We start from the raw sequence: 16904 nt of genomic DNA on the forward strand, positions 1-16904 counted from the left end.
CTTCTTCTAAAATAGTTTGACATGAAATCCAATAGTCATAGATACCGTAGACATCGCAACCCCGAAGCTGCCGACAAACAAGAAGGCCCTTTCTTTAGCCCGCGACAAAAAGATCCAGATAGAAAAAACGCTTTCTTTCAACCTAAATTAAACATAGGACAGGCAGGTGATAAATACGAAAAAGAAGCAGATGCCGTAGCGAATAAAGTAGTGAACCAGCCAAGTGGAGGAAAAGGGAATGCTGTGCAGAAAAAAGAGATTACTCCTGTAAGTACAGATATTAATAAAAAAGACGCGCCTAAAAAAGAAGAGGAGAAAGCCACGGCAAATGTGCAGAAAAAAGACGCACCGAAGAAAGAAGAAGAAAAGCCAAACGTACAAAAGAAAGGTGATCCTAAGAAGGAAGAAGAAAAGCCAGGTGCAAACGTGCAGAAGAAAGATGCGCCTAAAAAAGAAGAAGAGAAGCCAAACCTCCAAAAGAAGGACGATCCTAAGCAAGAAGAAGAAAAGGCAGGCGCTAATGTGCAGAAGAAAGACGCAACGAAGAAAGAAGAAGAAAAGCCAAACCTTCAAAAGAAGGACGATCCCAAGAAGGAAGAAGAAAAGCCAGGTGCGAACGTGCAGAAAAAGGACGCACCGAAGAAAGAAGAAGAGAAACCAAACCTTCAAAAGAAAGAAGAACAAGAACGTAAGCCCGCTGCTGATGAAGTAATTAAAGAGGAAGATAAAGATGGCAAAATGCCTGCTGTGCAAAAACGAGAAGCCCCCAATAAAGCTGACTCGCACGAACAACTCGGGCAACGACTGGAAGCCAACAAAAATGGTGGCGCGCCATTACCACCACAAGTGCAACAGGAAATGAGCCAGGCCATTGGTGCCGACTTCTCCAACGTACGCATTCACGACAATGCTGCCTCCAAGGAAATGAGCCAAGGCATTGGTGCGCAAGCGTTCACTAACGGTAATAACATCTACTTCGATAATGGCAAATACGATACGTCCTCTACACAAGGGAAACACTTGTTGGCCCATGAGCTAACGCATGTTGTACAACAAGGTGCCGCTCCAGCAATGAATGCAAAAAGTGATGCCGCAAAATCTAGCAATGCACCGAATGTACAACGGGAAACGTCTACGCCTATTCCCGAAGGAGCGGTAATTGATGAATCGAAAGTGGCAAGGTTCAAAAACGTTGATGGACGAAATGTAACAATTCATCCAGATCGACAAGCATATGAAGGGGAGGATCTGAAAGGAAAAGATGCTGTATGCGATGTGAAGTTACCATACACCTACCAAATAACAAAGGATGGAAAAGGCAGGGTGACAAAAGTGGATATTGTAATTGGTTTAGAAATACAAACGATCTACAAACCAGGCGTTTCTTCGAAAGATCCTTCTAAATATGGTCGCGGTGCGATTAAAGCCGATAAAGATAAAAGCTTAGGCTTTCACGAGGGTAACCATGGCATTGATGCAATGGCGTATATTACAGCTAATAAATTACCGGGTATTGATATTCCTAAGCCTATTTCCGAAGAACGTTTCAAAAAGCTATTAGCAGCTTTTGTAGTGGATTTGACAGCATATAAAGACGCATTACTGAAGGAATCGGAAAAGAAAACCGATGAAGTAAAAGACCCTGAAGAGACAGCAAAACCGGAAGCTGCCCCGAAAAAAGACGAGCCCGCAAAAAAAGAATAACAGATGACGAACTTTGCATTAAACCTAAATGTAGTAGAAATAGATCGTTACATGGAATGGCTGAAGGCTGAGATGAGCAAACGCCTTGAAATGTACTTTGCTACTACTTACAACGGCACAATATATGAACCCGGTTTGCCACCCGATCCTTTGTGGGCAGAAGCGCCGATCAATGTTTTTATTGAAAAGCATAACCTATCAAGGGATGCTATACTAGTACTATTACTAGCTTTAGCTCCGTACATCAACCCCGAATTTTTTGATGCACTCATGCAAGCGCATGTAGATGAACATAATAAAGGCGATTTCCCCGCAACGGGTTTTGTAAAAAGCACACAAGGTCGTGGCCTCTTACCTACAGGAGAAACTGCGTTGTTCTTACTTGCAGGTACCGATCTTATGCATCGCTTAGATAGCATGGAGTTGTTTGAAACCGGCAGCTTGTTTGCAAAACTTCGTGTGTTGTGGTTAGAATCCGTGCCCGGTAACGAACCGCCATTCAGTGGTAAAATTACCATCAGCGAAGATTACGTCAGCCAGTTCTTAACCGGTAAACTAAGCAAGCCAAAATTCGGCAACGATTTCCCCGCGGAAAGTATTACAACACCGCTTACTTGGGAAGATCTTGTACTGAATGCACAAACCATGGAACAGCTCGAAGAGTTGAAGAAATGGTTACGTTTGAAAGATCAATTAGGCCAAGTAGATCACCGCTTAAAACCCGGCTACCGTGCACTGTTTTACGGTCCGCCAGGTACAGGGAAAACCCTGTCAGCTTGCTTGCTAGGTAAATATGGGGAAGTGCCTGGTAATGAATTCGAAATTGAAAATGGGGAAGGTGGCATCCCTGTGTTTAGAATCGACCTATCACTCGTTGTATCCAAGTTCATCGGGGAAACAGAAAAGAATTTATCCAACCTATTTGATAAAGCAGAACACAAAAACTGGATCTTGTTTTTCGATGAAGCCGATGCATTGTTCGGAAAACGTACAGGCGTAAGAGATGCGCACGACAAATACGCCAACCAGGAAATTGCATATTTGCTGCAACGAATCGAGAACTACAACGGTTTAGTGATCCTGGCCACGAACTTCAAAAACAACATAGATCCTGCCTTCTCGCGCCGTTTTCAATCCATCATTCAATTCCCAATGCCTAACCAGGCAGAGCGTTACCAGCTGTGGAGCAAGATTCTCACCCCGGATCGCTTCCCGCAACAAGATGTACTGGAAAGGATCGCCGCGCAATACGAAGTTTCGGGTGCATCTATCATCAACGTAGCGCATTATTGTTTCCTGAAAAGTATGGGGAATGATGGTGCTTTGGGCGTTATAAGTGCCGCTACGATTGAAGAAGGGCTGATCCGTGAATTCAATAAAGAGGGCAAGATCTTCAAAACATAATTAAAAATTGTAGCTTTGCGGCCCTAACTAAAGCAAGCACAAATGATTTTAGAAGCACAATTGAAGGAACGCAGCAATAACCAATGCGAATTATGTAGCGCAACAGGGACTCTCAAAGTGTATGAATTGCCTTTCACGCCTGCAACGATCAAAGACGACGCCATTTACGTTTGCGAGAAATGCCTAGCGCAACTCGAAAAACGAGATGAGCTCGACGAGAACCATTGGCAATGCCTTACAACTTCCATGTGGAGCGAAGTGCCTGCTGTACAAGTTGTTTCTTGGCGTATGTTGAACCGCCTAAGGAATGCAAGTTGGGCGAGCGAACAACTGGATATGTTATACCTCGACGATGACAACCTCGCTTGGGCAAAAGCTTCCGGTGATCATGAAAACGAAACCACGGTAGATTTACATAAAGACGCTCACGGAGCCCGCTTAGAAAATGGCGACACGGTAGTGCTCACGAAATCACTCGATGTAAAAGGTACAACGCTCAACGCAAAGATGGGCACTGTTGTGAAAAACATCCGCTTAGTGCCCGATAATACCGAGCAAATTGAAGGTAAGATCGAAGGACAAATGATCGTGATTTTAACGAAATATGTACGAAAGCACAACGCTTAAGATAGCTAGCTGCATGGGATGGTTCTCATGCAGCTTTTTTGTTTTTAGGGATGTAGTCATCGTTATTGCTACTATTTAACTTCCCTTGCGTCGCACCTTTTTGCGTTTGTTTGCCTGTCAACGATTCGTGGTATTATCACCCCAATTAGCAAAAAAACCAAGCATTCGCTTTTATTTCCCCCTTTTTTATGTTATTTTTCTTGTAATCACTGGAATTCTCCGAAAACCCAAAATCTCTGAGCAAATGCAATCACGCCGCAACTTCATCCACCAAGTAGCCGCTACGGCCATTTCATTACAATTGTTACCTTTCACATCGTGGGGAAAAGTGCCCATACAAGACGGGCCTGTACTACGAGTTGCCATCATGGGCCTCGGTGGTTATGCTACCCGGGTGGCAGATGCTATGCAACAATGTAAGCGCGCCAAACTGGTAGGTGCTATTAGCGGCACACCGTCGAAACTAACGGCTTGGCAGGCGAAATACGGTATTGCGGAGAAGAACTGTTATAACTACGAGTCCTTTAAAAATATTAAAAACAACCCCGACATAGATGTAGTATACATCACTACCCCCAATGCCTTACACCACAGCCAAGTAATAGCTGCTGCAGCTGCCGGTAAACACGTGATCTGCGAGAAACCAATGGCGCTCAATGCCAAGGAAGGTGCTGAAATGGTGGCGGCTTGCAAGAAGGCCGGTGTACAATTACTCGTTGGCTACCGCATGCACTTCGAACCCAAAACATTGGAAGTAGTGCGCATGCGTCAAGATGGAGAACTTGGCAAAATTAAATTCTTTGAAGGCTTGTCGGGATTTGTTATTGGCGACCCAACACAATGGCGCTTAAACAAAGCACTCGCAGGCGGCGGCGCTTTAATGGATATTGGGATTTATTCCATTAACGGAGCTCGCTATATGGTAGGCGAAGAGCCTATTTGGGTAACAGCACAAGAAACAAAAAACGACCCGGTGAAATTCAAAGCCGGTGTCGACGAAACTATTCAATTCCAGTTAGGATTCCCAAGCGGTGCTGTAGCTTCCATTCTTTCTACTTACAGTGTCAACTACCTCGACCGATTCTACTTAGTAGGTGAAAAAGGCTATGCCAATTTGCAACCCGCTACAGGATATGGCCCTATTAAAGGCTATACTAACAAAGGAGAGCTAACACAACCTCACCAAACACACCAAACCGTACAAATGGATGAAATGGCTGCCATTATCTTGGATGGGAAAAAGCCGATCATCCCGGTAGATGGCGAAGAAGGATTACGCGATCTTAAAATTATTGATGCCATTTACGAAGCTGTGAAAACCGGCAAAAAGATCTCCCTTACATAAATAGGCTGCTTACTAAACATGATAAGTAAGGCGGAACGTTCAAAAAGGAAATGTTAAACTTCATCATTTTTATATGCTGATGCTGTAATACATACTTGGATTTTTTAAAATTCTTTCTATTTTGGCGGTCCTTACCATTCAATAAACCTAACTCGTAATGTTTAGATTAGGAACCAAATCAACCATGAAGTGGCTTTATGCCCTATTGATACTGCTATGCAGTATATCAACCACCTGCTTTGCGCAATCCAAGGAAACAAGAAATATCGTAATCGATGGCAACCTCTCAGATTGGGCGCCCGATACCTTGGCATTAAAAGATGCGAAGAACTACTTGGAATATGATGTCACAAACGACCATGAATTCCTCTACGTCAGCTTAAAACGACGGTTTCAACCTACTAAAGTAGCCATGTCGGGACGCATCGTAATAGAAGTTGATGGTAAAGATATCTCGAAGTCATCTTTGCAAATCACGTATCCTTTTACGCCCACTTATACGTCTACACTTTGGGAATTCATGCTAATTAAGAACTTGCAAGCTCGTTCCCTCGACACGGTAGCTATTTATAACGACTATGGCATTATTGCCGGGGGTGATTTGAATTTGGTGTTGCCTCCTGGTGCATCTAAGTCAGATATGGCTGCCTTTCGTTATGGTTTTAGTGCCGAAGGCGTAAAGGGGGTAGGTTTTTGTGAAATCGGTATTCCACTCAAGTACATTTCCAAAGAAAATGGCAAGGTGAAAATTAGGATCACTATTGCGGGGGATGCAAACTCGTCTTATGCAGCTACCATGGCCAATGCATTACGGAGTATGAATGCCAACCCAGATCTTGTTAAAGATCAATTTACAGAATCTATCACCAATATCGATTACACGTTAAAATACTAGCCAAGTGTTAAAAAAAATATTTCTACTTGCCTGCTTTATGCTGCAAGTAGCAGCGTTATATGCCCAAATGGTTATAATGCCTAGTACCGCCATGAGTTACCGTACTAACGAACCCACTAAACCGCTACCTTACCGAAATGTATATGGTATTGTTAGAGATAGTGCCGGTAAAGCAATGCCTATGGCTGCCATTCGTTTATTATCCACAAAAGATACGGTTGCCGGTGTAACGAACGAATATGGTACGTTTGTATTTAAGAATATCCGGAGCGCAGAGTTTACCATTCAAGTACGGGTCATGAGTTATGCCGAAATCAATCAAAAGTATTTCTTCAATGATACCAAGAAAGACCTCGTTCTACAACCCCTCAAACTACGCAGCAATGCATTACAGTTACAAGGTATCACCGTTACAACGCCTACCGGCCCTTCACAACGTGGCGATACCACCGAGTTCTGGGCGAAAGACTACATCGTACGTGATTTTGCACGTTTAGAAGATCTCTTGAAAAAGGTAGAAGGTGTTACAATCGATAAAGATGGTACGCTCTTTTATAACGGCGAACAAGTAGTACGCGCCATGTTCAACGGTAAACAATATTTCAATGGTAGCGTAAAGGATGCGATGAAAGAATTACCGGCTGATATCATCGAACGTATCCAAATTATCGAAGATAACAAAGATGGTACCGGCCCCCGTCAAACTAAAACTGAAGAGTCTTCTAAAACCCTCAACATTGTAACAAAAGCCGATAAATCGGCCGGTAAAATGTATGCCTTTGCCGGTGAAGCGGGTACTACAGATCGTTTTGGGATTTCTGGTTCACGTAAAACGATTGATGGGCCTAAACAAACTGGGATATCACTTTACGGAAAACAAGCGCCCGTTGGTATTCGCCAAGGCGAACCTGTGGGTACCATTTCCAAATCAATAATGCCCGATGCTATTGGCTTTGGTGGCGCCGGGATCGGTTCTAATGGTATGTCAACTCTTTACGGAGCAGGATTGTCATTAGGGCACGCATTGAATACAACCACCACATTGAACCATAGTTATAGTGGAAGATATAACAATTCATCAGGCGGCGTAGAAAGTATTACAGAACAGTTTTATGATGCTGGAAATTTATTAAAGAAAATATCGAGCAGGAATACAACTGTAAGCTCTAACCATGAGTTGGCAACTCATTTGAGTAGTAGGCTAAATAAAGGTTTTATGACATTCCGAATAGGAGCGGCTTATAGAGAGTCAGAAAATGCTAGCGAATCAACAACAGAGCAAACCGGTATTTTCGAAAACGTACAAAAAACGAAAAACGCCAATACTTCTAAAGCGCCTTCGATCACATTAAACGGGATGTCGAATATTGCCATGTCTAATAAAGCTAGTTTTAATATTGGTACTTCAGTAAGTTTCATGAACAATAAAACCACGGGTGAAGAACGCAATGAAACTTTTGCTTTACATAGTGATACGCCAGATAGTAGTTTGGTGATGAAGCAAAATAGTTTAAATCGTAGTTTTAATGCAGGGCTCACGATGGCATTTATATATTCCATGAGCAACTCTCTTAAAATACGTACATCAATAGAATCGCGTTTTGAATCTCAAAGAGAACAGGTGCTGCGTGAACAGTTGAAAGAAGGAGCGCCGACCAAAGATTTGAACGATTTAAGTTATGATAATACCTCGTCAATCGCCAGGTTGCCAGCTACGATAGCACTTGAATACAACCCTGTTAAAGGCCTCTTTTTTGAACCTAAAGTGACATACAGTTTCAATGCTCAATCGGGTAACTTTAAATTAAGTCACCAGGAAGTTTCGCGCACTAATCATAATATTTTGCCGGAATTGGGTATTCGATACGATAACATGAACTATGGCTCAGTATCTATTAATGTTGGTCAAGTTGTAGCTATGCCGGCTATAGCTCAAATTAACCCCAATGCTATATACCATACACCTTTTGATATCACCTATGGTAACCCCGATATTAAAAATAGTATCACGAATCGTTACATGATTAGGTATAACGTTTTCCTAACACCTATTAAAACTGCTTTCGCTTTTAATGTAGGTTATAACACCGTACAAGACGCTATCGTGTCAAATCGCATCTTGAAATTGGATGATGTTACGAAAACAATGACCAATGAAACTTACTACTTGAATATTGATGGCAATAGAACTACTAACGCCATGTTGAACTTGTCGAAGAACTTGAAAAAGCTAAATGTTACCATTAAGTACGATGCTAGTTTCATGAATAACCGGTATGTATCGTTTAATAATGGTACCCAGTTGATCAATCTCTCGAAAACAAGGCGCCATGGATTAACAATGGAATTGTCACCATTAAAATGGTTAGATCTTTCCCCGGCGTTTGCTTATAATAATACTAGTAGTAAAAACAACTCGGTAAATGGCCTCCAGCCATATAACCGCGATTTCTCTGCTTACCTGGCTGCTAAAATATTCTTGCCTGCTAACTTCTCGATGGAGATGAATGCAAAGCAAAATATTATGCGCGGTACAAACTTGTTAACGAATACTTCACCGTTCGTGATGAATGCTAATATCGAGAAACGTATTTTCAAGAAGAAAGATGGTATTATCAGCTTTGTTGTGATGGATGCTTTCCAACAGAACATAGCAACAGGTATGGTTAACTTCGACAATGGTTATACTAATACCCGTACAAACGGTAATAGCCGCTACTTCTTGTTACAGTTCTCTTGGCAGCCACAAACGTGGGGTAAAAGCAGTTTCATGACCGGCCAACGCCGTGGCGATGGTAGCTTTAAATAGTATTATGGCTGCTTAGGCTGCTCTATATTTTTCAGGTCCCCTCTTAAGTCTACGCTATAATCAAATTTTTGATACGTGTTAGGCTCGGAGGGGATCATCATTTCGAATGCTTGCAGTGTTTGTATTTCGACAGTACCTCCTCTTAATAACATGCTTACTAAATGGCCTCCATGTGCTTTATCTTGCGATAAGAAGTGGAAATGATAGCCCGTAATGCTCACACCTTCTAAAAAAATTGGTATCCTAAATCCAATCAAATCGCCATGAATGGCATGTTCCGTAAAGAAAACTTGTGTATGTAATAATGCTGCCAAACGATCATACGGCTCAGTAGGCGCCGCAAATGCACGCGTTACAATACTATCAAAGTAACCCCTTACCCGGTAAGCATACAGCCCATTGTGATTCACCATATGGCTATCGAGCATGGCATACAATTGTTCAACTGTGAGGGATGAGGGAATAGGAATTGTCTTGGTCGGCTTAAAGTTCGTAACGAATGCCATAGGCGTAGTCGTACGGTCATCAGCCAAGTACGTTTTACCACTGGATGCAGTATGATATACTTTCCCATCTAACATCACCATTTCTCCCGCCATCTTATCGGGTGCACCTAATCCAAAATCACCATGTTGTTTGAGTGCTTTATAAGATATAATACCGGTATATAAACCACTAATAAATGCAGGGGCTATACCAGCTTGGTAAAGTTTGTTTTCAATAGTAACGGCCGAAGTTTGCGCATGGCTCTTCGCTGTTATAAAAAGTAATGCAAGCAATAAGCTCAAATATATTGGCTTCATGTAGAAGGGGTTTAGGTGTTAACATTAACTTCTTTGAAAATACGATCTTCTTCATTCCTATTTACAGGAATTTTTAAGTAGTATTTTGTACGCTTACTATTAACAATCGTTTGCATTAACTACTTTCAACCGTTAAAATCAGTGTTATGTTAAAAAAGACGGTTGTTTTTATTTGTTTAGTTTTGCTTGGTTGCACTCAATTCTCTTTTGCTCAAAAGTCAAAAACGCCTGTCGTAAAGGCTTTAGTACTATATGAAAATGGTGGTCATCACTTAGCTTTTTCAAAACGGGCAAAATTGTGGTTAGATAGTATCGCGCAGAAAGAACATTGGCAACTCGATTATTTTACGAATACAGATGCTATCAACGATTCTTCCCTTGCCAAATACAATTTATTTATTCAGCTCGATTACCCGCCTTATACCTGGAAACCAGCTGCCGTAAGCGCTTTTGTTGATTATATCGACAAAGGAAAAGGAGGATGGATTGGTTTACACCACGCCACTTTGCTAGGTGAGTTTGATGGTTATGCCATGTGGCCATGGTTCCACGAATTTATGGGCAGTATCAAGTTCAAAGATTATATCCCTGGTTTTGCGGCAGGTAAAGTAGTAGTAGAGAAATCGAATCACCCCGTAATGAAGAACCTCCCAGCTACTTTCGTGATGGAAAATGAAGAATGGTATACCTACGATCGTTCTCCCCGCCCAAATGTAGAAGTATTAGCTCATGTAGATGAAAAGTCATACACACCACCTAGCACTAAAACAATGGGCGATCACCCGGTTATCTGGTCGAACCCATCCAAAGCGGCTAGAAACGTATACATATTCATGGGGCACTCTCCGAAGCATTTCGATAATGCTGCCTATACCCAATTACTCTATAATGCCATTCATTGGGCTAGCGGGCAGAAAAAATAACGCCTGTCGCCAAAAAATAGTATAAAAAAATTTCTAGCCCCAACTTCATCGCTATCAATCACTAACGCGTGCAAGCTGCATATACCTCGCACCGGCGATAAATACTTCGCCGGTGGGATGGTACTTCTTTGCCTATAAAACGACTATCTTATACGTATCATTTACTTTTTTCCGCCCCAGTAAATATACCTAGAGAGATTTGTGACCCAGATTACAACCATTATCTATTTCAGAACCAAATAAAAACCAACTATTCCTTTCACCCAAAATCCAACGTTTATGATCACCAATTTCACATTCAAATGGGGAGTTGTGGCCAGGATGATTTTGATGAGTTGTATACTATGCGTAGGTATGCAGCTTCGAACTTTTGCGCAAGTTAATCCACCGGTTGCGGCCACCACGGCGCAACACAACAAACAAGTAATTGGTTATATTACCCAATGGGATGCCTGGAAAAACATTTCCGGTATTGTACCGGCAGGCGGGTATAACCATTTAAATGTCGACTACTCACAGTACACCATCCTTAACTTTTCCTTCTTCGGGGTGGCGGTCGACGGTTCTCTTCACAGCGGCGATTTTAGAAACAAAAGCATTTACCAAGCCGGCGCGGTTCAACAGCCTGCTGCCTTGATAAATTCAGACATTTACAGCAGTTGGGACATGTACCTTTTATATGGCGAATTAGAAGTATTGTATTACATCTCCGATGGTAGCTACGCGTATTCACTGGGTTACAGGAATGCTGCCGGTGGTTGGTCGAATGTAAATACAGGTAAATCGGGAGCCTTCCCTTTATCTGTTCCTAAGCAAGGTGGTGCACCTGGTTTAATTGATTTAGCACACCAAAAGGGCGTAAAAGTATTGGCTTCTATTGGTGGTTGGAGTATGTGTAAACACTACCCCGAAATGGCAGCAGACCCTGTTAAACGCGCCCGTTTCTTAGCCGGTTGTACCGAGTTAATTAATATGGGCTTCGATGGTATTGATCTCGATTGGGAATACCCGAACGATCCAGGTATGAATATCGCCAGCTACAGCACAGCCGATTACGCCAATTTTGCATCCTTAATAGAGGCAATTCGTACCACTATTGGGCCTAACAAATTGATCACTTCCTGCTTTTCAGCAAGCGGTGGTAAATTGCAAGGTTTCGATTGGCCAAGGTTGAGTAATAGTATGAACTATTTCAACATGATGACCTACGATTACAATGGTGGTTGGTCGAACAAAGCAGGTCATAACGCACCATTGTACGATTACCCCAATGCCGAGTATTCCAACTTCTCGCTCGATGCTACCCGCCAAGCTTTGGCCGCTTTAGGTGTGAATATGAGTAAAGTGAACTTGGGTGCTCCTTTTTATGGTAGAGGTGTAATTACCAACGGTACAGCCGCACTAAATGCCCCAACGGTAAAACGTGCAGAAACCGTGCAGCCCGATGGCCCCATTCAAACAGCCGCCGATTATACAAACTGGGCGAAAGATGTATATGATGGTACGCCTTCTTATGCTTATATTTTGCAACAAACAGGGGCAGGAAGTGGTTGGACTGAACATTGGGACGATGTAGCTAAAGTGCCTTACAAAACGAAAGGCAACTTTTTCTTAAGTTACGATAACGAACAATCTATTGCTGCCAAAGCACAATACATCAAGGACAACAACTTAGCCGGCACCATCATTTGGCAAGTATTTGGAGATATGTTAAATATGACGAGCGCTACCCAAGCAAAAGGCAAATTAATATATTGCCCAAACACAACTTCACCGCTCGTGAATAAAATCAACGAAGTATTTGCCAGCACAATACCCGGTAATAAACCGCCAGTAGCAAGCATTACTTCACCAACTAATAACACCACTTTCAATGCCCCTGCAAATATTACCATAAATGCAGCCGCGAGCGACACGGATGGGGTTGTGAAGAGTGTTAGGTTTTATAATGGTACTGCATTATTGGGTACCGATACTACAGCGCCGTATAGCTATACATGGTCGAATGTAGCTGCAGGAACTTATGTACTGAAAGCTGTAGCATCCGATAATGCAGGCGCCTTGGGTACTTCAGCAAATGTTACCGTAGTGGTAAATACCGTGGTGAATAAGTTGCCCGTAGTAAGTATTACCTCGCCAGCTAACAATGCCAGCTTTACGTTACCAGCCAATATCACCATCAATGCCGCTGCTAGTGACTCCGATGGTGTGGTGAAAAGTGTAAGGTTCTATAGTGGCACTACTTTATTGGCTACAGATACCACTGCTCCGTATTCGTACACTTGGTCGAGTGTAGCAGCAGGTACATACAGCTTAACCGCTGTGGCCACCGATGATTTAAACGGTTCTAAAACATCAACCGCTGTAAATATCACGGTTACCAACCCCAATAATGCCTTACCTACAGTAAGCATTACTTCTCCAGCTAATAATACATCCTACACGGCACCCGCTAGTATTACCATCAATGCAACAGCCGCCGATTCGGATGGTACAATTAAGCAAGTACAATTCTACAATGGTACAACGTTGTTAAATACCGATACTACAGCGCCTTATAGTTATACATGGGCTAACGTGGCAAATGGTACATATACACTTACCGCAAAAGCAACCGATAACGACAATGGCAGTACAACATCTACAGGTGTAACTGTAATAGTAAACACTGCCAGCGGATGTAACGGTATACCTGCTTGGGTAGCTACAACAGCGTATGTTACCAATGACCAAGTAGTATATGGTGGCAAAATTTATAAAGCAAAATGGTGGACACAAGGTAATCAACCGGACTTAAATACAGGTGCCGGTAAACCTTGGGAATACGTGCAGGATTGTGGTGGTAACCCATCTAATATTCCGCCAACAGTTAGCTTAACAGCACCTACCAATAATGCTACTTTCACCGCCCCAGCAAGTATTACCATCAGTGCAACAGCCGCCGATTCGGATGGTACTGTTAGCAAAGTGGAATTCTATAATGGAACCACCTTGCTTGCTACTGATAGCGTGGCACCTTATACTTATACATGGACAAACGTTGCCACCGGCGCATATTCCATCACGGCAAAAGCAACCGATAATGGCAATGCATCTACTACCAGTACAGCAGCTGCCGTAACTGTAACTGCCGGAGGAACGGGCAATTGTTCTGGTATTCCTCTATGGGTAAGTACAACTGCCTATGTATTAAACGATCAAGTTGTTTACAATAACAAAGTATACCGTGCAAAATGGTGGACACAAAACAACCAGCCAGACTTAAACACAGGCAGCGGTAAACCATGGGAATACTTGTTCGATTGTACAAGTGGTGCACGTAAAATGGAAGTGGAAGCGCCCGTTTCGCAACCAGCAGCAAACGTCATCGCTTATCCAAATCCTGTTAGTGGTTCAGAAGTTCAAGTGCAGCTAACAGCTATTGCTAGCAACGATCAATTCCTTGTTGAAATCATTAGCCTAACAGGCGGTTCTCCTGTACATAGGCAAGTGTTCACACCTGCAGGAAAAGGTGCGCAACAAGTAAAACTCAATGTATGCAGTATCCCTAGTGGTACATGGATCATTAAAATTACAAGTAAAGCAACCGGTAAAGTAACTACCAGTAAACTGGTGCGCGTTCAATAATCCAGTTTCAACACATCGTTGATAACCCCGTCTCTATGCCTAGAGGCGGGGTTTTTTATGTAGTAACGCAATCGATAACTTTCTATCTAGGCAGCTAAGTGCGCACTTCGTTTTTACTGCGGATGTATAACTGTTCAATATTAAAGTAATAAGCACAAAAAAGCCCGTTCTAACAATGTAGAACAGGCTTTTGTATGTAGCAAGTATTAATTATTGTTTCATCAATTTTACACCAGATTTGAACTGTTGTGCATCGATTCTTATTAAGTAAGTAGCAGTTACCAAAGTGCTGCAATCTACTGTAACTTGATGTTCACCCTGCGGGAAGTCGCGGTTAACCACCGTTTTAACCAAGCTGCCTTGCATATCATATAATCCTATTACTACTTTACCCTGGGCTGGGTTGTAGAAACGTACCGTTGCTTGACTATGTACTGGATTTGGGAACACTTGCAATATGTTAGATTTCACATCAACGTATTCTTGTGTTGAAGTAGCGGCCGCCATTCTTGCACTGCCTGAACAAGCTGCTGCTGTTGGGGCATTGCCTGTTACTTCCATCCAGTCGATATTGGCAAATTCTTTCGCTTCCGTAGTTTCTAATCGAATTGTATTTACACCGGCTACCAATGTTACATTTACAGTAGCTGTTGTGTTCCAGGTATTCCAATTTGTTGTTACTGGGAACTGAATATTACTTACAACAGTACTGCCATTTACTAATACACGCGCGGTTGTTGATACACTCGACCCTCCATTTGCATACCGCCATTTCAAACTATAGGTACCTGCAGTAGGCGCATTTACGCTGTAGTTCACTCCTTTACTAGCCGAGTTGCTTAAATTGATGTAATAACCACCATCTGCCCCAGTATAACTGTTTTGCCGACTACCATCGGCTCCACAATAACCATTCGCTGTACTAGCATCATCATCAATGCGCAAAGTGTTACCACCTCCTGTAGAGGTTGCATTGAAATTAGCTGTTACACTTGTGTTGGCGTTGATGGTAACTGTTGTAATAGGCGATGTACTACTTATTGCTCCACTCCAATTACTAAACGTATACCCGCTACTCGGAGTAGCTGTTAAAGTTACTACTGTTCCAGCTGCATAGGTAGCTGCATTTGGACTACGTGTAATACTGCCACCCGCACTTGGCGAAGCGGTGGTTGTTAAGGTGTATGATGTAGAAGTATTTGTTGTGAAATTGGCGGTTAAAGATTTATTGGCATCCATCGTTACAGTAATAGTGGCATTAGTTGAAGTACTACTGCCTGTCCATCCTGTAAAAGTATATCCCGTAGCGGCTGTTGCTACAAGCGTTACTGTAGTACCTGCTGTATAAGTACTTGCATTAGGTGTACGTGCAATGCTGCCACCTGCTGATGGGGTTGACGTAGTTGTTAAGGTGTATGATAACGGAGCCGTGCCGTTTGATTCGCGCGCACCTAAATCTGGTGCACTACCATTATAAGTTATACCAGGTGCTGTTACGCCCGCGTTAATCATGTCGCTACCACTGGCAAGTGCTAGGAAGTTGCCTAAGTTGGGGCTACCATCACTATTTTTTGTAACACTAGGCGTAACTGTAATAAAATCCGCAGCGCTAATAACCAAGCTACCACTATTGGTACTCACATTATTCTTCCACCACACATTACTATTACCTACTTCCGTACCATTCGATTTATCACTCGCTCCCGCATTCAATGATATGTTATTCCTAAAGGTTGCCGTACTTCCTGTTCTAAAGTTGTAATTCGATTCAGCATTGTTGTAACTCGTGTTATTCGACACTTCAATGTTGCCCGGGTTGTTGTTATCGGTGAAACCATGATGGCCATTGCTAAAAGCCACGCATCTACGTACAATGTGGTTAACAGCAATACCCGAACCTCCCAATTTAAAGCCATTTTTATCACCACTTCCGGAGGTGCCTCCCGTTGTAAGTGAACCATTACTGTACGCCACGCAGTTTTCTAACGTTACCACGCCAATAGGACCCGTATCATCTTTCGCATAAAAATCCCAGCCATCATCGATATTATGGTGAGCAATACAACCACGAAATACATTGCCGGTACCACAAGTAAGCTTCGCTGCAAAACCATCGGCATTTTCATTGCCAGGATCGCGGTTATCAAAGGCCTCACAATTCAGGATTAAGTTATTGGATGGCCAACTGCCTAATGTCGTATTCGTTGTTTTGTAACGACTCAATTGCAGGCCCGTATCCCGGTTATTCGAAAAGATACATTTCTCTACCGTATTGTTATTCCCAGCTAACAACATCCCGTTATCACCTGCACCCTTAAATGTAATACCATAGATGTACCAGTAATCACCATCTAGTACCAGCCCACGGTTACTATCTGCTGTTGCTTGGCCGGAAAAATCTAATACAGGAACTTCCCCGTTATACGCCATAATACGCTTGTTGGCGCTGGAAGTTCCATTATTGTTATCGGCAATAACAATGGTGGTACTATAGCTGTATGTGCCGCCACGCATGTAAATAGTGCCACCTGCAGTTACCGTTGCAATGGCATTTTCCAAGGTAGTAGGAGCGGAGATAGAAGTGCCCGGGTTACTGGCGCTTCCAGTAGGAGAAACATAAATAGTGGATTGTGCTTGCGTAAAACCGAAAAACAGCATACACAGCAAAGCGAGTAAATAATTTTTCATAACGCGATATTTTTTGAAAAACTACAAGTTTTCAAAAACGCTTGCGTGTTTTTTAGCCGAATTATTTACGCAATCGCAA

The 16904-nt window shown here is 42.6% G+C and carries 10 protein-coding genes; 8 read left to right on the forward strand and 2 right to left on the reverse strand.

Translation table 11 applies throughout. From position 1 onward, the window contains the following. Nucleotides 1-21: 21 nt before the first annotated feature. The 6 genes from LX64_RS08055 (at nucleotide 22) to LX64_RS08080 (ending at nucleotide 8784) form a co-directional block, all read left to right on the forward strand. Nucleotides 22-1704, forward strand: a complete 1683-nt coding sequence (locus LX64_RS08055; RefSeq protein ID WP_111597134.1) for an eCIS core domain-containing protein — start codon at nucleotides 22-24, stop codon at nucleotides 1702-1704. Nucleotides 1705-1707: 3 nt separating this feature from the next. Continuing rightward, on the forward strand, nucleotides 1708-3108 hold the full coding sequence (locus tag LX64_RS08060; protein ID WP_111597135.1) for an ATP-binding protein: 1401 nt from the start codon (nucleotides 1708-1710) through the stop codon (nucleotides 3106-3108). Nucleotides 3109-3150: 42 nt separating this feature from the next. Further along, nucleotides 3151-3735, forward strand: a complete 585-nt coding sequence (locus LX64_RS08065) for a PhnA domain-containing protein (protein WP_111597136.1) — start codon at nucleotides 3151-3153, stop codon at nucleotides 3733-3735. 244 nt (nucleotides 3736-3979) lie between these two features. Continuing rightward, nucleotides 3980-5080, forward strand: a complete 1101-nt coding sequence (locus tag LX64_RS08070) for a Gfo/Idh/MocA family protein (protein WP_111597598.1) — start codon at nucleotides 3980-3982, stop codon at nucleotides 5078-5080. Between the two features lie 157 nt (nucleotides 5081-5237). Beyond that, a complete protein-coding gene (locus LX64_RS08075) occupies nucleotides 5238-5975 on the forward strand; it encodes a hypothetical protein (RefSeq protein WP_111597137.1) in 738 nt (245 codons plus the stop codon). Nucleotides 5976-6012: 37 nt separating this feature from the next. Beyond that, on the forward strand, nucleotides 6013-8784 hold the full coding sequence (locus LX64_RS08080) for a TonB-dependent receptor (protein WP_111597138.1): 2772 nt from the start codon (nucleotides 6013-6015) through the stop codon (nucleotides 8782-8784). Nucleotides 8785-8786: 2 nt separating this feature from the next. Here LX64_RS08080 and LX64_RS08085 read toward each other — a convergent pair whose 3' ends face one another. Beyond that, nucleotides 8787-9587, reverse strand: coding sequence for an acetolactate decarboxylase (locus tag LX64_RS08085; protein ID WP_111597139.1), 801 nt, complete (start codon nucleotides 9585-9587; stop codon nucleotides 8787-8789). 146 nt (nucleotides 9588-9733) lie between these two features. Between LX64_RS08085 and LX64_RS08090 the strand changes: the two genes are divergently transcribed. After that, on the forward strand, nucleotides 9734-10510 hold the full coding sequence (locus tag LX64_RS08090) for a ThuA domain-containing protein (protein ID WP_111597140.1): 777 nt from the start codon (nucleotides 9734-9736) through the stop codon (nucleotides 10508-10510). 279 nt (nucleotides 10511-10789) lie between these two features. Next, nucleotides 10790-14137: an Ig-like domain-containing protein gene (locus LX64_RS26260; RefSeq protein WP_111597141.1), complete on the forward strand. Its 3348-nt coding sequence runs from the start codon at nucleotides 10790-10792 to the stop codon at nucleotides 14135-14137. 210 nt (nucleotides 14138-14347) lie between these two features. Here LX64_RS26260 and LX64_RS08100 read toward each other — a convergent pair whose 3' ends face one another. Next, entirely contained in the window at nucleotides 14348-16825 is a 2478-nt protein-coding gene (locus LX64_RS08100; RefSeq protein ID WP_111597142.1) for an InlB B-repeat-containing protein, read from the reverse strand. Between the last annotated feature and the right edge of the window lie 79 nt (nucleotides 16826-16904).

This window comes from Chitinophaga skermanii, from assembly GCF_003259335.1.
In the GTDB taxonomy this organism is placed as follows: Bacteria; Bacteroidota; Bacteroidia; order Chitinophagales; family Chitinophagaceae; genus Chitinophaga; species Chitinophaga skermanii.

Coding starts and splice junctions, on each gene's coding strand:
- LX64_RS08055 (WP_111597134.1), top strand. CDS start 22: ATGAAATCCAATAGTCATAGATACCGTAGACATCGCAACCCCGAAGCT.
- LX64_RS08060 (WP_111597135.1), top strand. CDS start 1,708: ATGACGAACTTTGCATTAAACCTAAATGTAGTAGAAATAGATCGTTAC.
- LX64_RS08065 (WP_111597136.1), top strand. CDS start 3,151: ATGATTTTAGAAGCACAATTGAAGGAACGCAGCAATAACCAATGCGAA.
- LX64_RS08070 (WP_111597598.1), top strand. CDS start 3,980: ATGCAATCACGCCGCAACTTCATCCACCAAGTAGCCGCTACGGCCATT.
- LX64_RS08075 (WP_111597137.1), top strand. CDS start 5,238: ATGTTTAGATTAGGAACCAAATCAACCATGAAGTGGCTTTATGCCCTA.
- LX64_RS08080 (WP_111597138.1), top strand. CDS start 6,013: ATGCTGCAAGTAGCAGCGTTATATGCCCAAATGGTTATAATGCCTAGT.
- LX64_RS08085 (WP_111597139.1), bottom strand. CDS start 9,587: ATGAAGCCAATATATTTGAGCTTATTGCTTGCATTACTTTTTATAACA.
- LX64_RS08090 (WP_111597140.1), top strand. CDS start 9,734: ATGTTAAAAAAGACGGTTGTTTTTATTTGTTTAGTTTTGCTTGGTTGC.
- LX64_RS26260 (WP_111597141.1), top strand. CDS start 10,790: ATGATCACCAATTTCACATTCAAATGGGGAGTTGTGGCCAGGATGATT.
- LX64_RS08100 (WP_111597142.1), bottom strand. CDS start 16,825: ATGAAAAATTATTTACTCGCTTTGCTGTGTATGCTGTTTTTCGGTTTT.